At 59.9% G+C, this 21,296-nt stretch carries 11 protein-coding genes and 1 pseudogene; 9 read left to right on the forward strand and 3 right to left on the reverse strand.

All coding sequences use genetic code 11. From position 1 onward, the window contains the following. The first annotated feature begins 149 nt into the window (after positions 1-149). From EAH74_RS15045 to EAH74_RS15085, 9 genes are all read left to right on the forward strand, one after another. Positions 150-8,402, forward strand: coding sequence for a non-ribosomal peptide synthetase (locus tag EAH74_RS15045; RefSeq protein ID WP_140679569.1), 8,253 nt, complete (start codon positions 150-152; stop codon positions 8,400-8,402). Then, a complete protein-coding gene (locus EAH74_RS15050; RefSeq protein ID WP_205012914.1) occupies positions 8,399-10,093 on the forward strand; it encodes a thioester reductase domain-containing protein in 1,695 nt (564 codons plus the stop codon). Before EAH74_RS15045 ends, EAH74_RS15050 begins: the two co-directional genes overlap by 4 nt. Before the next feature lie 61 nt (positions 10,094-10,154). After that, the gene (locus tag EAH74_RS15055) at positions 10,155-11,951 is read left to right on the forward strand and encodes a fatty acyl-AMP ligase (RefSeq protein ID WP_205012915.1); all 1,797 of its coding nucleotides are present in this window, start codon (positions 10,155-10,157) and stop codon (positions 11,949-11,951) included. Continuing rightward, positions 11,948-13,735: an acyl-CoA dehydrogenase family protein gene (locus tag EAH74_RS15060; RefSeq protein ID WP_140679571.1), complete on the forward strand. Its 1,788-nt coding sequence runs from the start codon at positions 11,948-11,950 to the stop codon at positions 13,733-13,735. Before EAH74_RS15055 ends, EAH74_RS15060 begins: the two co-directional genes overlap by 4 nt. Next, entirely contained in the window at positions 13,732-15,465 is a 1,734-nt protein-coding gene (locus EAH74_RS15065; protein WP_140679573.1) for an acyl-CoA dehydrogenase family protein, read from the forward strand. The genes EAH74_RS15060 and EAH74_RS15065 overlap by 4 nt, the downstream gene beginning before the upstream one ends. 53 nt (positions 15,466-15,518) lie before the next feature. Next, positions 15,519-15,788: an acyl carrier protein gene (locus EAH74_RS15070; protein ID WP_140679575.1), complete on the forward strand. Its 270-nt coding sequence runs from the start codon at positions 15,519-15,521 to the stop codon at positions 15,786-15,788. A gap of 32 nt (positions 15,789-15,820) precedes the next feature. Further along, the gene (locus EAH74_RS15075; RefSeq protein ID WP_140679576.1) at positions 15,821-17,119 is read left to right on the forward strand and encodes a cytochrome P450; all 1,299 of its coding nucleotides are present in this window, start codon (positions 15,821-15,823) and stop codon (positions 17,117-17,119) included. After that, the gene (locus tag EAH74_RS15080) at positions 17,116-17,664 is read left to right on the forward strand and encodes an NADPH-dependent FMN reductase (protein ID WP_140679577.1); all 549 of its coding nucleotides are present in this window, start codon (positions 17,116-17,118) and stop codon (positions 17,662-17,664) included. Before EAH74_RS15075 ends, EAH74_RS15080 begins: the two co-directional genes overlap by 4 nt. Before the next feature lie 51 nt (positions 17,665-17,715). Next, on the forward strand, positions 17,716-19,284 hold the full coding sequence (locus EAH74_RS15085; protein ID WP_140679579.1) for an MFS transporter: 1,569 nt from the start codon (positions 17,716-17,718) through the stop codon (positions 19,282-19,284). 146 nt (positions 19,285-19,430) lie between these two features. Here EAH74_RS15085 and EAH74_RS15090 read toward each other — a convergent pair. The 3 genes and pseudogenes from EAH74_RS15090 to EAH74_RS33875 all read right to left on the reverse strand — a co-directional run. Then, a pseudogene (locus EAH74_RS15090) lies at positions 19,431-19,778 on the reverse strand (group II intron maturase-specific domain-containing protein); the annotation flags it as partial. A gap of 86 nt (positions 19,779-19,864) precedes the next feature. Further along, positions 19,865-20,026 carry a hypothetical protein gene (locus tag EAH74_RS32985; protein ID WP_161600332.1) on the reverse strand — a complete coding sequence of 54 codons (162 nt, stop codon included), beginning with the start codon at positions 20,024-20,026 and terminating at the stop codon, positions 19,865-19,867. Between the two features lie 310 nt (positions 20,027-20,336). Further along, positions 20,337-20,546, reverse strand: coding sequence for a YagK/YfjJ domain-containing protein (locus EAH74_RS33875; protein ID WP_140679581.1), 210 nt, complete (start codon positions 20,544-20,546; stop codon positions 20,337-20,339). Between the last annotated feature and the right edge of the window lie 750 nt (positions 20,547-21,296).

Below are 21,296 nucleotides of genomic sequence, written 5' to 3' on the forward strand. Positions count from 1 at the left end.
TCGCGCACAACGCACTCGCTTTTAGCCATATAACAACGTTCCAGTTGGCCGCCTATAGAGCTGTTCAAGACAACAATCATAGATCGCGAATTCGCTCTTTTTCAGTGTTGGCGATATCGACTTAAAACCGCGCAGGAATCCCTTGAAGAATGAATAGCCATCATCACCCGCTCTTCGGCGGGTCCCAACCTGTAACCCCTCTCCCTTTATCCACTGCCCAGCGCGGGGTGTGGGTAGCACAGCGCATAGACCCCAGTAATCCTCGCTATAACTGCGCAGGGTACCTCGAGATTGTGGGTCCTGTTGATATTGAGCTCTTTCAGCAGGCAATCGCCCTTGCCTTGCAGGAGACAGAAGCGCTACGAGTACGATTCGTTGAGGAGCAGGGTGAACCCTGGCAAGTCATTGAACCACACAGCTCTCAGCCGCTGACGGTGATTGACCTGAGCGAACAAGCCGACGCTCTGCAAGCGGCTCAGTCCTGGATGAAGCGAGACCTGAGTACTGCTCAGGACCTCATCCACTCGCAACTGCACCTGCATGCGCTGTTCAAGCTGGGTCCTGAGCGCTCATTCTTTTACCTGCGTTATCACCATATCCTGATGGATGGGTACGGCCAGACGCTCTATTGGCGGCGTATCGGCGAAATATACAGTGCATTGTCAGCGCAAAAGGAATGCCCCGTTTCCAACGCCAGCCCCTTGTCAGTGATTCTTGCAGACGAAGCCCAGTACGAGGCGAGCGCCAAGCATGAGGAAGATCGACAGGCGTGGCTGGACAAGCTGCAGCAACCGCCTGCGTCCTTGCAACTGTCCGAGAGCGTCGCACTTTCCAACCGCGGTATGCGCCGCCTGAGTACGCCGCTGCCTGCGCTGATGGAAGCAGGCTTGCAAGCCCGTGCCAGGTCCATCGGTACACGTTGGTCGGTGCTGATCATTGCTGCCATAGCGATCTACATCCGCAAGCTGAGCAGCAGCAATGACCTGGTGCTCACGCTGCCTGTTTCAGCCCGTTTGAACGCCGCGGCGCGCTCAACGCCAACCATGCTGGCCAATGAACTGCCGCTGCGTCTGAATGTGCCCCACCATTCGTCCTTCAAGGACCTGGTTCACGACGTCACACGTAACCTCGGCTTCGTTCTGGCCCACCAGCGTTACCGTGGCGAAGCCCTTCACCGGGATCAACAGCGTGGCGGTGCGCGCAGTCGCTTGAGCGGACCGGTGATCAACGTCATTTCGTTTGACCAGGAAGTTCGCTTTGGTGATTGCGTGACGGTGCCGCACTACCTGTCGACCGGTCCGGTGGAGGATCTGCTTATCGGCTGTTACGGGAGAGCCGATGGCAGCGGGCTACAACTGTTTTTCGACGCAAACCCGGAGCGCTATAGCCAGGCGGACCTGAAAGCTCATCAGGATCGGTTTCTGCAAGTACTGAGTGCACTCCTGGAAGCGGAACCCGACCTGCCCGTCCATGGGATCGATGGCCTGCTACCCGTTGAACACAGCCTGTTGGCGAAATGGAATGCGACTGAGCGTCCCTACGACCTGACTCGCAGCCTCGATGAACTCTGGGACGAACAAGCGCGGCGAACGCCCGATCGCATCGCGGTCGCAGGTCCTGCAGGCACGCTCACCTATAGCGAGTTGCAAAGCGCCGTCAACCGTTTGAGCGGTCACCTGGTCGCCTTGGGCGTGCAGCCTGGGCAGAGAGTGGGGGTCTGCGACGTTCGCTCGCTGGAGATGGTCATTTCTCTTCTCGCTGTGCTTAAAACCGGTGCCGCTTACGTCCCACTCGATCCGGAACTACCGATCGAGCGCCTGGGCTTTCAGGTCGAGGACGCGCAATTGGTCATGGTCCTGACCCGCAGTACCCTGACCAGCACCCTCGCGGGACTGCAGAGCACCGAATGCAGGATCCTGTGTGTGGATCGAACGTTGCCTGACTTGCCCCATCCGGCCTCCCCTTTGAAGCACGTCGCCAGCCCGGAGGAAGCCGCCTATGTTATCTACACATCGGGGTCAACCGGGCAGCCCAAAGGTGTCGCGGTCCCCCATCAAGGGGTGGTGAATCGCATTCTGTGGATGCAAGAACAGTACTCGCTGCAAGCCGACGATTGCGTATTGCAAAAAACCCCCTTCACCTTTGATGTCTCGGTATGGGAGTTTTTCTGGCCGCTGCTGTTCGGCTGTCAACTGGTCCTGGCCGAGCCTGGCGCTCACCGAGACCCGCGTCGCATTGCCCAACTGATTCGTGACTACAGGGTGACCACCCTTCACTTCGTGCCCTCCATGCTTGATCTCTTCCTCGAAGAACCCGACTTGTCAGATGCAAGTCCGTTACGTCGCGTGTTCTGTAGCGGCGAGGCGTTGCGCGCAGGCACAGTGAAAGCTTTCTTCGACACCTTCACGCCATCGACCGCAATCGCCTTGCACAACCTGTACGGCCCCACTGAGGCGTCCATCGACGTCACGCATTGGACCTGCTCCGCGGCCGATACGCAGGGCTCGGTGCCCATTGGCTACCCCGTTGCCAATACCCAGCTGCATATCCTCGATGAGGCCGGGTGTCCGGTCCCGATCGGAACGGTCGGCGAGCTGTACATCAGTGGCGTGCAGGTTGCCTTGGGCTACATCAACAGGCCGGAAATGAACGCCATGCGTTTCTTGCCCGATGCCAGCGGCCAGGGCCAGGTCTACCGTACCGGTGACTTGGCACGCTATCGTCGAGATGGCGCCATTGAGTTCCTTGGACGCCTGGATGACCAGGTCAAGATCCGCGGATTTCGTATCGAGCCCGGGGAAATTGAAAGCGTCTTGATGAGTCATCCCCGCGTCGCAGTGGCCGCCGTCACCGCCTGGCAGCCTCCGGCCGGGGAGGCCCGCCTGGTGGCCTATGTCGTAGCCACCGCCGGTGAAACCCCGTCGACGAAGGAACTGGTCGAGCATCTGTCACTCAGCCTGCCTGAGTACATGGTCGCGCAGCATTTCGTGTTCCTGGACGCGCTGCCCCTTTCGCGAAACGGCAAGCTTGACCGTAGCGCGTTGCCGGCACCGCTGATCGAGCAAGTCCGGGCCGCGTTGCCCCTCGAGACGCCCGAGGAACACCTGCTTGGCGGTATCTGGCAAAGCTTGTTGGGCATCGACTCGCCCGATCCCGAGCTGTCATTCTTTGCGCTGGGGGGTGATTCAATGCTCGCCATTCGCGCCCGTTCGCTGGCCGAGCAGCAAGGTTACAGCTTCAACGTCCAGGACGTTTTCAACTACCCGACCCTGCGCCAACTGGCCACACGCTTGCGCCCGTTCAACAGGGAAACACCGGTCACCCGCGCGCAACCTTTCGATCTGTTGCGCCCGCAGGATCGCTCGCGGCTGCCTTCCGGCCTGGTGGACGCTTACCCCTTGTCCGCGATGCAAGGCGGGATGATTTACCACGCGGAACTGGCCAGCGACAGCTCGGTCTACCGCGTGGTGACCAGCCTGCATATCGCGACCCGTCTTGATGAGACACTGTTGCGCAACGCCATCGACGCCACCGTGCAAAGGCACCCGGTACTACGAACGCGCTTCGACCTTTCAACGTTCAGCGAGCCCTTGCAGTTGGTGCAGGCGCACGCCACAGCGCCATTTGAAGTGATCGATAGCCTGCTGGGACAGCCGGCGGAGGCCATCGACAGGCACCTGGCAGTCTGGGTCGATAAAGCCAAACACCATCATTTCGAGCTTTCCAACGCCTCATTGATGGCCTTCACCGTCCACCTGCGCGAGCCCAATGCCTTCCAACTGTCGGTTATCGAGCACCACGTCATCCTCGACGGATGGAGCGATGCGGCGATGCTGGAAGAAATTGTCGAACGCTATGCCGCGGCACTGGCAGGCCAGGACCTCTGGCTGCCTCAACTCCCCTCGTCCTACCGCGACTTCGTGGCTGCCGAACGCGAAGCCTTGCGGGACGAATCGGCACGTGACTTCTGGCGGAAGACCTTGGCAGGCAGCGAGCCCACCCTCCTGCCACGTGCCAGTGACAAGCCCTTGGGCAGCAGCACCACTCGACACCAAGCGTTCGAAGTCAGCGTAGCGCCTGCACTGCTGGGCCAATTGCAACAGTTGGCGCGTACACAAGCCCTGCCCTTGAAAAGCTTGCTGGCGGCGGCGCACTTGGCAGTACAGCGCCTGGTGGGCAACACCGAGCACGTAGTCACCGGGATGGTGGTCAATGCCCGGCTGGAAGAGGATGGTGGTGATGCCGTACTGGGAGTGTTCCTCAATACGCTTCCACTGAGCATCGACACCCGAGAGCAAAACCTGCTCACGTTGGCACACCGCGCCTTCGCTTTCGAACGCGATGCAGCCCCCTACAGGCGCTTCCCTTTTACCGAGATACAACAGCTGGCCGACGGCCTGCAACTGGATAGCTATGTCAACTTCATTGACTTTCACAGCCTATGGAAACGCCGAGACGCAAACGGGGCTCTGATTCGTCACGGCATCGGCGTGGCAGAGACCAACTACCCCTTGGCAGTGAACTTCCTGATTGATCCGGTCGAAGGTCATTTGCGCGCATGGCTGGACTGTGACCTGAGTAGCCTGGATGAAGCGTTCTGCAACCGGCTTGCCGGTTATTACGCCAAAGCGCTGATCGCCTTGGTGCAACAGGGTGACCGCTGCGTCGCTGAGCTGGCACTGATGGAGCCTGCCGAACAGGCCAGGCTCGATGACTGGAACCAGACGGACGTCGACTTCGACAGAACCGCCACCGTGCACAGCCTGTTCGAGCACCAGGTGAACCTCACCCCTGATGCGATCGCACTGGCCCACCGCGATAGCGAAATCAGCTACCTGGCACTCGATACGCAAGCCAATCGCCTGGCTCACCATCTCATCGCCGGCGGGCTCAAGCCCGGCAGCCTGGTAGGGGTCAGCCTTTACCGGGGCATCGACATGGTGATGGCCATCCTCGCCGTACTCAAGGCGGGCTGCGCCTATGTACCACTCGACCCTGAGTATCCCTACCAGCGTCTCGCTTTCATTGCCGAAGACTCCGGCCTGGCAGCCCTGGTAACGGAATGCAGTTGCCAGATTGTCGACCGGGTCCAGCACAGCGTACTGATCGACCGCGACAAAGCGGCCATTTCACAACGCCCAAGCCAGCGTCCCAACCTGGAGCTGGAAGCTGACGCCACGGCCTATGTGATCTACACGTCCGGCTCAACCGGCTTGCCCAAAGGCACGGTCATTCGTCATCGCAACGTCAGCAACTTTTTCGAAGGCATGGACCGACGTATCGGCTGCAAGGCGCAAGACACCGTACTGGCGCTCACCAGCATGTCCTTTGACATCTCCGTACTGGAGCTGCTGTGGCCGCTGGCGCGAGGAGCCAAGGTAGTTATCGCCGGGGAGCGGATCATCCAGAACCTGGTGCCGGATCCCCAGGCCGCGGTCCGCCCTCTTGGGCTGAGCCTGTTCTTCTTTTCGGCAGGCGCTGCGGATGATCAACGACAGGAAGGTTATCGCCTGGTGATGGAGGGCGCAAAATTGGCAGACGCCATGGGACTGGAGGCCATTTGGACACCGGAGCGGCACTTCCATGAGTTTGGCGGGCTCTACCCTAACCCTTCGGTCATGTCCGCCGCGCTGGCAGCAGTGACCCAGAGGATCGCCATACGCTGCGGCAGCATCGTGGCACCCTTGCACGATACGCTGCGAATGGCCGAAGAGTGGTCACTGGTCGACAACATCTCACAGGGACGGGTTGGACTGGCTTTCGCTTCAGGCTGGAATGCCAACGACTTTGCCTTGGCACCCCAGGCGTATGCCAATCGCAAACAGCAGATGCTTGAGCACATCGACGAGTTCAAACGTCTCTGGCGCGGCGAGTCGGTCGAACGGATCAACGGCAACGGTGACAGCGTAGCGTTGCGCATTTTCCCAAGGCCCGTTCAGTCGGAGCCCCCTATGTGGCTGACGTCGGCCGGTGCCATGGAAACCTTCGAACGTGCGGGGGCAAGCGGCGCGAACCTGCTGACCCACCTTCTGGGTCAGGACATCGATGAGCTGGCACGCAAGATCAGCACCTATCGCAACGCCCGAAAAGCGGTAGGACACGCCAGCCCCGGACACGTGACGGTCATGGTGCACACCTACCTCGACGAAGACGCCGAACTGGCCCGCAGCAGGGCACGCGGGCCCTTCAGGGAATACCTGCGTACTTCCACCGAGCTGTGGCGGCTGTTGTTCTCTAGCATGGGGGTCGAGTACCCCGAAGTCATGACCGAGGAAGACATCGACTCGGTTCTGGATATGGCGGTTGATCGCTATTTCGACCGATCAGGCCTGTTCGGCTCTCCGGAATCGGTGAGTCCCACCTTGCGCGCCCTGGCCAGCGCCGGTGCGGATGAAGTGGCATGCCTGGTGGACTTCGGCATTGCCACCGATGACGCGTTGCAAGGCATTGCCGCACTGGGTCGGCTCAAGCAATTGCACGATGCCCAAGTGGCCGATGCCAGACATTGCTTCGCGCAATTGTGCCGCCGGCATGCGGTGACACTGGTGCAAGGTACCCCGTCACTGATTGCCGCGGTCTGCGCAGAACCGCAAGCACTGGCAGCCCTGGAAAGCGCCCGGGCAGTACTGGTGGGTGGGGAAGCATTTCCCGCGGGACTGGCTGATCGTTTGTTGGCGGCCCTGCCCCACACACGCCTGTTCAATATGTACGGCCCTACTGAAACAACCATCTGGTCGACCGTACACGAGTTGCAGCGCAACCAGCATGGCAGCCTGATCCCGATTGGCAAACCCATCGCCAACACCGAGGTGTTGATATTGGATGCCCAGATGCGGCGTCTACCCATCGGTGTGGCGGGCGAGCTCTGGATCGCAGGTGAGGGTGTGTCCGGACTGTACCTTGGGCGCCCGGACCTGACGGCCGAGCGCTTCCCTGTCCATCCGCAAGGTCGCGGGCAGATTTATCGCACAGGCGACCGGGCACGCTGGAGGCCGGACGGCACGCTGGAACTGCTCGGTCGGATCGACCGTCAGGTCAAGATTCTCGGGCACCGTATTGAACCGGATGAAGTGGAAAGTGTGCTGTCCCGGCATCCGGATGTAACTGCAGTGGCTGTCGTGCCCGTTGAAACCGCCACCGGTCATGAACTGATCGCCTATCTCTCCGTGCAGGCCAATCCGGCCGACGCGCTGGCGCAAGACAGCCACATCCTTCGCTGGGGCGATATCTGGGAAGGCGCCTACGCCAATCCACAGAGCGGCGTCAGCCATGTTCCAGGGAGTGAGTTTGCAGGCTGGGCAAGCAGTTACACCGGGCTCCCCATCCCGATCGACGAGATGCAAGAGTGGTTGGATCACACCGTTGCACGCGTGCGCAACCTGCACCCTCGCTCACTGATAGACGTAGGGGTCGGGGTCGGCTTGCTGCTTCGCAACCTTGCGCCGTCGGTTGAGGCCTACCTGGGCATCGATGTGTCACAAACCGCATTGGCGGCCGCCAAGCAAAGCCTGTCGACGGTTGACCATGCCCACTGTCAGGTTGAACTCATCCATGGCGATGCGGGTGAATTGTCTTCGGTCATCACCGGGGCCGCTGACACTGTCGTCATCAACTCGGTCATCCAGTACTTCCCGGGCAGCGAATACCTGGAACGGGTAGTGACCGAGGCCGCTCGAGTTGTCAGCCCCCACGGCCGGGTATTTATCGGCGATGTTCGCCATCTCGGCCTGCTGGAAGCCTTCCACGCCACAGCCCAGTTGGAAAAGGCCGCACCGCTGACAACGGCTGCCGAGTTGATCAGCAACATCACACGCAACGTCAAGGAGGAAGGCGAGCTCTGCCTGGCGCCAGGTCACTTCATCGAACTGGCCAATCGGCTGGGTAGCTTCAGCGAGACGCGCATCGAGCTTAAACGCGGTCGTGCCATCAACGAGCTGACCACGTTCCGGTATGACGTGTCACTGATCGGCCACGCCAAGCCGCAGCCGCGCGAACCTGGCGTTAGCCGTGCGTGGGGCAGCCCCGAGCAGCCAGCGACCATGGCCGCGCTGGAACAGTCGCTGTCCCGGATCGGCCAGGCGCCACTGACCATCACCGGCATAACCAATCTGCGCCTGGTCAAACCCCTGGCCCTGCTTCGCTTATTGGCCGACACGCCGTCCAGCACCATTGCCTGGGAACTGGAGCGCCAATTGTGGCTGGTCGAGGATCCGCACGCGCTCAATCCAGAAGACATCGCCAGTCTGGCTGAAGGTATGGGCCTGGAGGTTCGACTGTTGATGCAGGAGCAAGAGCGGATGGATCGCTTCGATGCCCACTTCTCGCTACCCACGCCTCGCACTCAGCCCACAGAACGAACGGATGTTCAGTCCGCAGCCGTGTCCTTGGAGCAAACCTCTTGAATACGTCGACACGTACAAACAACCCCCTCGCGTCCGTCACTCAGTCGGCCGTGCGCACCCAACTGCGCCAGTTCGCGCGACAACACTTGCCGGCCGCGATGCTGCCCTCGCGTTTCGTGCTGCTGGACGCGTTACCCAAGCTGCCCAATGGCAAAGTAGATCGCAAACGCCTGCCTGCGGTCGAGCTGACCCATGATGGCCGCGCCGCTGGCGCACAGGTCTACCAGCCGCCAGGTACCGCGGATGAGTTCCAACTGGTGCAGATCTGGCGCGACTTGCTGGGGGTCGACAAAATCGGCATCACCGACAGTTTTTTCGATTTAGGTGGCAACTCGCTCAGCGCGGTGCAAATGATGGCCCGGGTGCGTGAAACCTTCGGCACCTCGCTCAGCTTGCGCCAGCTGTTCGAGAAACCGACGGTGTCCGCGCTCGCCCAGATGCTCGATGTCTCGCGATCTGGAATTGCCGCAACAGCCCCCAGCGAGCGCAGCATGGCCCCCTCGGCCTTGATCGAAGAAGCCCTGCTACCTGCCGATATCGTGCCCGTAGCGTTTACACCCGGCCAACCCGCAGCCCCCTACAACAGGGTGCTGTTGACCGGAGGAACCGGATACACCGGCGCCTTTCTGCTACGCGAGTTGCTCGATCGTTCGCAAGCCTGCATTGATGTGCTGGTGCGTGCCGCCGATGCCGAACAAGCCAATCTCCGTATTCGCCAGAACATGGCCGAATACGGCTTATGGCGTGACGCCGATGCGGCTCGCCTGCACGGTATTGCCGCAGATATCGGACGGCCATGGTTCGGCCTGGATCGCGCGAGCTACAGCGCACTGGCAGAGTCTGTCGATCTGGTGATCCATAATGGAGCCCTCTCCAACTATGCACAGTCCTATTGGCAGCTCAAGCCTGTCAACGTACTGGGCACACTAGAGGTGCTGCGCTTCGCCTGCCATTCGCGGACCAAGCCGGTTCACCACATTTCGTCCTTGGCCGTATTTCCGGTGCTCAACGGTGAGCATCACTACAGTGAGGGGCCACTACACAGCCCCGAACACGTGCTGGGCGGCTACCAGCAAACCAAATGGGTAGCCGACCGCCTGGTCGCCCAGGCCGGCGAGCGTGGCCTGCCGGTCTGTATCTATCGACCCGGCCAGATCTGTGGCTCGCAAAGCAGTGGTGCGGCCTCCAGCGATACCTTTCTCAATGCCGTCATCAAAGGCTGTATCCAGGCTGAAGCCGCCCTGCCCTTCGACATCACCCTGGAGATGGTCCCCGTCGACTTCTGTGCCGCCGCGGTGGCTCACGTCGCCCTCAATGGCCAGCACCACGGGCGCACATTCCACCTGACAGGCGCTCGCCGCCTGCACTGGCAGGACGTGATCGACATGATCCGTGATTGTGGATTCCCCCTGCGGGACCTCTCCTACAAGGACTGGTACCGGGCAGTGGTCGGCGCGGTGGAGCGCGGCGAAGACAACGAACTGGCCAAGTACCTGATGCTGTTTGCCGAACATGAACCGTCGGCGGATGTCGGCCAGACCGGGGCGGCCTTGAGCTTCGACACCTCGCAGTTGGACGCAGCCCTTTCAGGATCCGGGATTCATTGCAAGCCGCTGGACAGCGCGATGATGGCGACTTACCTGGACTACTTCCGACGCACCGGCTTTCTGAAACCGGTGCCCGCCTTGTGAAACCCAACTGTCTCTCACCGCACATGAGCCGCCCGCTGGCGCGCGACTGGAGGATATGAACATGGTCAATTTGCAAAACACGCCAAACGTACTGGAACTGATGCGCCACCACGCCTTGAGCCGAGCGGATCATGAGGCGGTCACACTGGTGCAGGACATCGAGAACGATGAAGCGGTGACGCTCAGTTATCGACAACTTGATACCGCCGCCCGCGAATTGGCGGGCTGGTTACAGGCACGCTTCAGTACCGGCGAACGCATCCTGCTGCTGTACCCCGTGGGCCTGGATTTCACCGTCGCGTTCATGGCCTGTATCTACGCCGGGATGATCGCAGTCCCGGCACCGCTGCCCGGGCAATATCGGCACGAGCGCCACCGGGTGAAATCGATTGCGGTCGATGCTGGAGTGAGCGCGATATTCACGGACCAGGACAATCTTGAAAAGGTGAAGACCTGGGGCAACGAAGAAGGTCTGAGCAGCTGTACCTACCTGGCCACCGATCAACCTATCGAGTCAGATGCCACCTGGCACGCGCCGCAGATCGATCGCCAGACGGTGGTGCTGTTGCAATACACCTCGGGGTCAACCGGCGAGCCCAAGGGTGTCATGATCACCCATCAGAACCTCTTGCATAACGTAGACAGCTACCGCCAGGCACTCGGATTCGACGAGAACACCCGCTTCGGTGGCTGGATTCCCCTGTTCCACGATATGGGGCTGATGGCGCAGTTGCTGCCCGCCCTGTTCCTCGGCAGCAGCTGCGTGCTCATGACTCCCCAGGCGTTTGTACTGCGCCCCTACAGCTGGCTGCGAATGATCGACAAGCACGACATTCACTATTCGGCCGCGCCAAACTTCGCCTTCGATCTTTGCTGCCGGCGCGTGACCGACGAGCAATTGAGCCGGCTCGATCTCTCCCGCTGGGCCTTTGCCACCAATGGCTCCGAGCCGATCCAGGCGGCGACCCTCAAAGGCTTCAGCACGCGCTTTGCGCTTGCGGGTTTCAACGCCGAAACCTTGTGCCCCTGCTACGGCATGGCCGAAGCGACAGTCTATGTGTCCGGTTATGGAAAGCGCGGCCCGCTGATCCAGAATGTGGACCTCCAGGCACTGGCCAACAAACGCTTCGAGCTCGCCCGTGACGGCCAGCCTTCACGCCAACTGGTCAGTTGTGGTGTCCCGGTGGGGTTTGACGTTCGTATCGTATGCCCGTCCTCACACGTCGCATTGGCAGCCGACCAGTTCGGTGAAATCTGGCTACGCAGCGACAGTGTTTCACCCGGGTACTGGCACAAGGACGCGGCGACGCAGGCCACGTTCAACCTCACCACGGCCGACGGCGAGAGCGGCTTCATGCGTACGGGTGATCTGGGTGTGGTCCACGAGGGCGAGCTTTACGTCTGCGGCCGCATCAAGGAAATGCTCATCGTCCGGGGTCGTAACCTGTACCCCCAGGACATCGAGTTCGAACTGCGCCGCCATCATCCAGAATTGGCCAGTCGCCTGGGCTCCGCCTTTGGTGTGATGCTTGAGGGTGGCGAAGCGCTCGTGGTCACCCACGAAGTGCGCGGTCTACCCAACACCGAGAAACTGATCAGTCTCAGCCAAGCCATTCGCGGCACCGTCATGCGCGAATTTGGTATTTACGCCGTGGGCGTAACATTGCTGCGTTCAGGCAGTGTAAGGCGGACCACCAGCGGCAAAATCCAGCGTGGGGCAATGCGCGAGCTGTTTCTGGCCAATGAACTGCCGGCACTGTACGAGTCCCTGGATGCCACCGTACAAGAACTGCGCCTGATGCAAGCGAAGAATGGTCTCATTGCCCAGGACCTGACAATGGCCGGTGAATCGGCATGACGGGGCAAACCTCCTGTGCTGAATCGGTAAGCCCAGCGGCGGTTGGCTTGCTGTCGCCGGAACCAGCTGATCAACAACTGGCCCGCCTGCTCAACGCCTCCCAACGTGCCCGGGGTGCATTTGCCGGTGACGTATTGGCCGAACTGGACAGGCAAGAAACCTTTCCATCAGCCGCGTGCCAAGTGCTGAATGATTTTGGCCTGCCTGTGTACTACGTTCCTCTGCAACACGGGGGAAAGCTGAACGACATGACCGAGTTGATGCAGCTTTGGCGTGCGATCTCCCGTCACGACCTGACGGTCGCCATTGGCCATGGAAAAACCTTCCTGGGCAGTGTCTGTTATTGGCTGGCAGGCAGCCCGGATCAGCAGTCCCGGGCGGCCAAGGATGTCATCAATGGCAGCGTCTATGCCTGGGGGCTGACCGAACGTTCCCATGGCAGCGATTTATTGGCCGGTGAGCTGACGGCTACGCAGCAAGATAATGGCTGGGTGCTGGAAGGTGAGAAATGGCTGATCAACAATGCCAGCCGAGGTCAAGTGATGTGCCTGCTGGCACGCACCTCGCCCGCCGGAGGTTCGCGGGGGTACAGTCTGTTTGCATTGGACAAGCGGTTGCAGCCCGGCACGGCTTTCAGCCTGTTGCCCAAGGTAAAAACCCATGGCATCCGTGGCGCGGACATCAGCGGCATAGCCCTTCACAACGCCTTTGTGCCCCAACACGCGATGATTGGCGCCCCTGGCGCAGGCCTTGAAATCGTCCTCAAGGCCTTGCAACTGACCCGTACCGCGTGCGTCGGCTTGTCATTGGGCGCGGCGGATCAGGCGTTTGAGATTGCCGTGGAGTTCATGCGGGCGCGTGCCCTCTACGACAACCACCTGATCGATCTGCCTCTTGCCCGCGCCACCCTGGGCGAAGCGCTCGCCATGCACCTGTGCGCAGAACTGGTCGGGCTAGCCGCCACCCGCAGCGTCCACGCATTGCCCGACGAGATGAGCATGATTTCCGTGATCGCCAAGGCTTTTGTTCCCGGCACCGTGGAGAGCGTGATCAAGCGGCTGGGTGAAATGCTCGGTGCCAGGGCTTTTCTCGATCATGTGCATCGTGACGGGATGTATCAGAAGCTTGAGCGCGATCACCGTATCGTGCCGATTTTCGATGGCAGCATGGTGGTTAACCGCAGCAGCCTGATCACTCAGTTCCCGCTGCTGACCAGTGCCTGGAAACGGGCTCGGAACAGCGCCGCCGGTCTGGAAATCGTGTTGACACCTGGCCTGGATCTACCTGCGTTCAACCCTGCACAGCTGCAGTTGATTGCATTGCAAGGCTGCAGTGTCCTGCAGGGATTGCCCAAGGCTTCAGCCCGGATCATTGCGCTGGCGGCGGCGAAAAAACTCCCTCAGACCGTGGCCAGCCAATGCCGGCGCCTGCTCGCTCACGTTGAAGCACTGTACCGCGAGCTCGACCAGTACGTCCCCACAACCGAGGGTGTTCCGGACGCCGCGTTCGAACTGGCACGCCAGTATGAACGTTGCTTCGCCGGCGCGGTTTGCCTGCAGTTCTGGTTGTTCAATCACACCCGCGACGATGGCCCCGCATTGCGGCGCAAGCCGCAATGGCTGCAAGCGTGCCTTGCCTGGGTGCTGGGCACGCTGGGCGACAGGACAGAGGGTGAACACAACGCCTTTGAAGCACTGGCGTCGCTGCTGCTGGACCACACGACAGAGTGGCCCGTTAACGGCATCTCCTTGCTGCGTGACACGCCAGAAGAGGCTCACCCATGAACCAGATGCTACAGCCAAACGATGTATCGCAACTCGAGGCACTCCTGGGCGATCCATGGCAATCCCTCAACACCACCGGTTTCAGTGCCGTCGTTGCTGCAGATGAGCGCCACGAATTGTTACCGGCCGGAGAAACACTGCTGGATCAATACCAACTCAATGCTCAATTCGTACCGTTGGAACTGGGTGGACGCCTGGCCAGCCTCAACCGGCTGATCGCGGTGATGCGCTGCATCTTCCGGCGAGATCCGAGCCTGGGGTTGGGATACGGGGCGAGCTCATTCCTCGCGGCCGCCAACGTGTGGACCGCTGGACACCCCGCGCAACAAGCCCGAGTGGCCGCCGTGCTGCTCAGCAACGGCAAGCTGGCATGTGCTTATCATGAGCTCGAACACGGTAACGACATCTCCCGTGTCGAGTGCAGCGCGCAGCTTGGCCAGGAACGACTCACACTTCAGGGCGGCAAGCAGGTGATCGCCAATGCCGCGAGGGCCCAGGCGCTGCTGGTCTATGCCAGGACAGCCAGCGGAACAGGCGGCAGAAGCCATTCACAAATACTGCTTGAGCGAACAGAGGCTTCAGCGGGGAGCCTCGTCGACCAGCCGCGCTACAGCACTTCAGGGATGCGCGGGATCGCACTGGGTGGGGTCGAATTCACGCAGTGCGACCTCCCGATCGAAAACCTGGTCGGAAACCCGGGCCAAGGTCTGGAAACCACGCTCAAGGCCTTCCAACTGACCCGTGTCGCGTTGCCGGGAATGTTCAGCGCCATCCTCGACACCGGTTTACGCCTGACACTGAAACACTGTCGTACTCGCAGGCTGTACAACAAGCCGGCCTGCGAGCTGCCACAGGTTCGCGCCCGATTGGCTGAAAGTTTTGTCGACCTGCTGCTGTGCGATGCATTTGTCAGCGTTGCCGCCAATGCCGCCCATGTGGTCCCCGCAGAGCTGAATCTGTATGGCAGCGCCGTCAAGGCCCTGGTCCCTGCCGTCCTGGTAACGGCAATGGACTCATTGGCCAGTGTCTTGGGGGCGCACTCGTACGTGCGTGAAGGGGAAATGGCAATCTTTCAGAAACTGCTACGTGATTTGCAACCGGTAGGTTTTGGGCATGCGGCGCGTATCAGTTGCCTGATGACGTTGCTGCCGCAGCTCCCCATGCTGGCCAAGACCGGCTGGAACAGTGCAGCACCTGCTCCAGAGGGGCTCTTTGCGCTTGATTGGCAACAGGCCTCATTACGTTTTGATCGCCTGGCGCTGTCCAGCGGCGGGCAGGATACCTTGCTCGCGTTCTTGCTGACGCTCTCAACCCAAGAGACACCCAAAGGTAGTTGCGAGAGCGAGATTTTTCACCTGGTACGTCTGTTTGCCGACGAACTTCAGGCCCTTCGCGAACAATGTGCAGCCCTTCCAGCCCAGCAAACAACCGCGCGGGCGAGTCCGGAAAGCTTCCGCCTGGCCAGCCGCTACAGCGTCCTGCTGTGCGCCTCGGCCTGTCTGGGCATATGGCAGACGCAGCAAGAGAACACCAGCGATCCCTTCCTGGCTCAGCCAGCCTGGGTCTTGGCCGTGCTGCTGCGCTTGGCTGCGCTTTCAGGGCTGACCCGTCAACGCCTGTCCGCGGCACTGACTGAAACGTTGCTCGACGAACTGACGCAGCGCTACCTGTCCCGGCAAAGCTTTGATCTGGCCCGACTGCCGCTGGCCGCGACGGCAGGTTGGCACTGACGCCCGACACACCATAGGCACTGTTCATTCCTCCACCACACAGGATTTTTTCGATGTTGACGCAAACATGCCCCACGTTTTCCGCAGGTGAATTGAGTCGTTGGCTGGCTACCCGTATTGCCGACTACGTCAACCTTCCCCTGGATGCCATTGAGCCTGATGTGCCTTTGAGCGAATACGGACTCGACTCCGTCTACGCGCTGACACTGGTAGGTGAAGTCGGCACCCACCTTGGCATGGCCGTCGACCCAACCGTGATCTGGGACTTTCCGACCCTGCGCACGCTGGCTCAAGCGTTAGCCAGCAACGCGGGCAGTTGCTGATGCAGCACCTCAAGGACTCAATGGAGAACACCATGGACGCGACGCTACACGACATTCCGACACAACGAACCTGCCCCTTTGATCCGCCACCCGAGTACCGGCACCTGCGTGTCGAGCAGCCGATACTTCGCGTGAAAACACCGCGCGGCGACAGTACCTGGCTGGTAACGCGCTACAAGGACATTCGCGCAGTCCTGAGCGACAAGCGCTTCAGTTCAGATCCTCGTCGACCAGGATTTCCCTCCTATCTGACGGGTGATATCGACCCGCCTCCCGGCTTTTTCCTGTTGATGGATGACGCTGACCACAAGCGGCTTCGCGCCTTGATTGTCGGTGAGTTCATCGGACCTCAACTTGAAGCGCTGAACCCGCTGATGCAGAGCGTGGTCGCACGGAACATGGCAGTACTGGAGTCACTGACGCCGCCACAGGACCTGATTACGACCTTCGCCCTGCCGATTGCAGCCCAAGTGATCTGTGAACTGCTGGGGGTCCCGTACGCCGACCACGGTTTTGTTCAGGAGCGCACCGATACCATCCTTGACAGAAGCCGCTCCCCGGAGGAACAAGAAGCCGCCGTGGTCGAACTGATGGGGTATTTCGACCAGCAGGTGACCCTGAAGGAAAATGCTCCCGGAAACGACCTGATCGGCAGACTGATTCAGGACCCGGCGCGCTACAGCCAAGTCAGTCACGATGAGCTGGTCGGCCTGGCAGCTTTGCTCTTGCTCAGCGCCTACGACACGATGGCTCAAGTCATCGGGCTGGGGACCGTGGTCCTGCTTCAACAACCGGAACAGTTGAAGACCTTCCTGGAAGAGCCGGCCTTGGCGGATAACTTCATTGACGAAATGGTCCGCTATCTCTCGGTCAACCACACCGGCCTGCCCCGGGTAGCGACCACTGACGTCGAAATCGGCGGCCAGCTTATCCGGGCAGGCGAAGGCGTCGTGGTCATGCTCAACTCAGGTAATCGGGACGAACTGATCTACACGCAGCCCGACCAGATCGATATCCACCGCAAAGCCAGGAATCACCTGGGCTTTGGTCATGGTCTGCATAAGTGTATCGGCGCCCATTTCGCCCGTGCCGAGCTGAAAATTGTCTTTCGCAGCCTTTTCAAGCAACTGCCTACCCTCGCATTGACCTGCCCCATCGACACCCTGCCGTTTCGCCACGAAATGGTGCTGTATGGCCTGAAGCAACTGCCGATCACCTGGACCGATGGCCCTAGGCAATCCGCTACCGAGCCCGTCCATAGTACGCCTGCCCAGGTGCCGCCGAACGAGGCAACCCGGCGAGGCTGCCCTTACACGGGGAGCCCACTATGATCCATGTTCTGGCATTGTCCGGGAGTTTGCGAGCCTCCTCGGTGAACACCGCACTGCTGCGAGCGTGCGCTCGGCTTACCCCAGCGGACATGAACGTCACATTGTTTGAGGCCATGGACCAAATACCCTTGTTCAATCCGGACAATGAGGGACATGAAACCTCTGCCGTGCTGTTGCTGCGTGAAGCGCTGAAAAATGCCGATGCGGTCATTATTGCCAGTCCTGAATATGCCCATGGCGTGACGGGCGTCATCAAGAACGCCCTGGACTGGATCGTGGGCAGCGGCGAACTCGAAGCAAAACCCCTCGCCCTGCTCAACTCCTCGAAACGCTCTACTCATGCACCCGCAGCGTTGAGGGAAACCTTGACCATCATGGGCGCGCACGTGCTGGACTCAGGCTCCCCGACGTTATCACTCTCCAGCAATCAGGTGAGTGAGGAACAGGCCTTGGCCATGCCAGACGTCACCACGGCACTGCAAGGCATGCTATCGGCCCTGGCCCAAGCCATCGAGGCCAGGGCGCTCGAATGCAACGCCCTCTGAGTGCCCCAGGCCCTCTTCGATCACTTCTGGTTCACCAAAGAGATAACAACCATGAGTCTCTCCACACAGACACCGTTACACACTGGACAGTCACGCCCTGCCTTGATTCTGCTGGCAATTCTGCTGGCGATCTTTGTCATCCCGACGTCGATTTCCGGCACCGCCGTCGCATTGCCAAATATCGCCATGCAACTCAAGCCCGAATTAACCACCTTGCAATGGGTGGTGACGGCATTCAACCTGACATTTGCCTGCTTCACACTCGCCTGGGGGGCCGTGGCCGACATTATCGGGCGTAGATTAGCCTTTACGCTGGGTGCCCTTATTTATGCCGCGGGCGCTCTGATCAGCGCCACGGCGACGGACATTCTGGTCCTGGATTGCGCCCGTGCAGTTGCCGGCATCGGTGCGGCGGCGATTTTTTCCGCGGGCAGTGCCATATTGGCAACGGAATTCGACGCCGCCGCTCGACTGAAAGCATTTGCCATGGCCGGTGCCGCGGTAGGGATCGGCGTGGGTATCGGCCCGACGCTCTCCGGGTTGCTGGTGGAGAACATAGGGTGGCGCGCCATTTTCTACGTGCACGCGGGCATCATTGGTGTGGTGATCGCCATTATTCCTGCGATGCGTCTGCAGGCGCCTCATTTCAGTAATGCGCGGATCGACTACATCGGCATTGCGCTGTTTGTCCTGAGTGCATTGCTACTTGTCACCGGCATTGTGCAAGGCTCCCAGTGGGGCTGGAGCAGTCGAGACACCCTCGGGTTGTTTGTCTTGTCCGTGGTTTCGTTCGCAGCCTTTATTCTCGCCGAGCGGTACCAGCGCCAGCCCATGCTGGATCTGTCGATCCTGCGTAACCGGCAGTTCGTTGGGTGGTGCCTGGCCACCGTCACTCCATCCTTCGGTTTTTTCACCTTGCTCACCTACCTGCCCAGCTACTTGAGCTCGGTCGCTGGATACAGTGCGGGGACAACTGGCTTGGCCATGTTGTTACTGGCCCTGCCGTTGTTTATCTGCCCGGTGATTTCGGCAAAGCTGGTAGAGGCCGGCATCAAGGCCAAGACCGTATTATTCGTGAGCCTTGGCGTTCTGATCGTGGGTGATATTTGCCTTCTATTCATCAGCACCGGCGCATCACTCCTTGCATTTGCCGGCCCCATGCTGCTCGTCGGCGCGGGAACCGGCCTGTGCGCAGGCTTGGCCGACGGCCAGGCATTAGGCAACGTCGCACCGGAGAAGTCCGGCCTGGCGGCTGGCTTCTTGAACACGCTTCGCCTAGGCAGTGAAACCATCGCCATTGCATTTTACGGTTCCTTGCTGGCGACCAACTTGCATAAGGTCATGAGCGCTGATTTACCGGATTTTGCGACAGCGCTGGATATCAAGCTACTGGCCAACACGGTTGCGACAGGCAATCTGACAACGCCACTACAGATGGTCGATGCCAGCCACGCCGAGCTGTTCCGGACCTTCATGGACTCGAGTTACAACGCCTCCTTCCACAGCGTTATGCTGGTGCTCATTGGCATCTGCATCCTCCTGTCCATCGTCATTATCAAACTACTCAGCCCATCAGAGAACACCAAGCCGCGCTTGGCCGCTGTGTCTGATCAAGCCTAGAGAGCATGAGGAACAGGCGTCCGGAGAAGCCCTTGAGATCTCCCGCTGAGACCGGACGATCGGCATAAGGGACGGCCTTCACAGGCCGTCCCTCTGCCACACCACCCGGCATGCGGGTCCGCACAGGGCGGTTCGAGAGATTGAAGTCAGGAGAGACGTGGTAATCCCAGACTGTCGAACCACGCCATATTCAGCACGCGATTCAGTTCCATACTGCTGTTGCGCCACCAGCTGCGCGAGCTTCCCGCCACTTTCCGTGCGTTTTTCTCGCTTGCACACAGTGCTCGCAACTCTCTGTAGATCGTCGTTCCACGCTTCCAGAGTTTGAGTTGGATGGCTCGCAGCCGATGTCGTATCCACTCATCCAGCTCTTGCCAGACTCTCGGGGCTTGCGACAACCCGAAGTAAGCTTTCCAACCCAACAGGTAAGCTCGCAAGCTGTTCACGGTTTGCTGCATGCTACGATCACCTAGGCGTCGAGTGCATTCGCGTACTGTTAACACCGGGGCAAGCTTCGGAATATGAGCAGGCCTTTCAAAACCCCAGCACGCAGTCGTCTGAATACCACACGACGATCACTTCACACGCCAGCCTCATCCATCTCCCGACAACTGATCAGCAGCCGGATTCTATCGACCAGCGCATTCATCGATTGAGCAGTGCTTAGGTAGCCTGCTTCCCAACTGTTCATGCAGACCAGCCCCAACGGGCTGTGTTCGAGCCCCATCTCTTGGTACGCCATCCAGAACACCTCTTGGTGTTCGTCGTCGCAGCAGTCCGCATACTCCTCGCTTATCTGCGGCACACAGTCAAAGAGAGTGCACAGCGATGTGACGTGACCTGCTCATCGCCCAGAGCAGCCAGGGTGACGAGGTAGGCCGGCTCTTCCGTGCGGGCGACGGCCTGCATCAGACGACTGATGACGATTGCAGCGTGTGATTCAGATAAAGGAAGTCGTGGATTGATGTAAGGAAGGAGCATGACCGTGCCTGCTGGATAATGGATTGAGTAAAGGGGAGCTAAGCAGCTCCCACCTGATCTGCTGCTGTGGTTCAGCGTCTGCTGCAGCCAAAAGCACGATGTCGATCGCCGTAGACCTTGGTCCTAGCCTTGGCGAGGTAGCTCACCCGGTGGAAGTACCGATCCATTGCCTGTGAGTCATCCTGAGAGAGGTGGTATTTAGCGTTGGCCCGGATATACGCCAAGCCATTGGCATCGTCGACAGGAATCCTCAGCGCACTGGCCCATGCCTCCTGAATCAAGCAGGACTTCGGGGGACTGCAGGGTCACTATCGTTTCCTTTTTCGATCGTCGATGTTGCCGCCGCTTGGCGGCCCTGAAAGCAAGCCACTTTTTACTGGAGACTCAGGTAGGGCCAAGAGAGCTCTGAGTACAGATGACCAGTAGAGTGCTGAGTATGGGAACGGATGCTGGGGGGCTAAACGAGGGTGGCCAGGTCACCGCTGGCGACAAACTGCAGATTTGCATCACACGAATCCCTTGTGCTCTGGGTTCACCTAGCGAGGCTACGTGACCGCTGTTAGTCAACTTCCCTATTAGGAACCTATCGGCTGGCCGCTTGAATACTTAAACCTCAGGGGCATTCAGCGCCTGCTCTTACTTTTAAGACTCAGTTTCAGGCACCCGATCCAAAACACAGCTTGATGGTCCTCAGGCTACTTGCCAGCGCAAGCTACAACACGATCTACGACTTTTTCGAGGGCGCCGTATGCCAGCTCCGGCGACCAGTGCGAGGACGTCATCAAGCTATTGCCTGCTCGGCCACTTTCGTTGAGGTACGCAATTCGGCTGAACTAAAACATAGACTCGTTCGGCCAGTGGTTCCGCTACTAAGGTATAGCGAATGCGCCAAATTGCCGGGATATCCATTAAAAAAGTCATTCAAATGCGCATCGCTCTCAATCGGCCAATGGAGCGTGATGATCTGCGCGCTTCCTGCCGAAAAGCTACTTCTGATGATTGTAGCTGTTCGTGCGCAAGCAAAATTTTCC

The sequence above is a fragment of the Pseudomonas mandelii genome, assembly GCF_006438925.1.
GTDB classification, from domain to species: domain Bacteria; phylum Pseudomonadota; class Gammaproteobacteria; order Pseudomonadales; family Pseudomonadaceae; genus Aquipseudomonas; species Aquipseudomonas mandelii_C.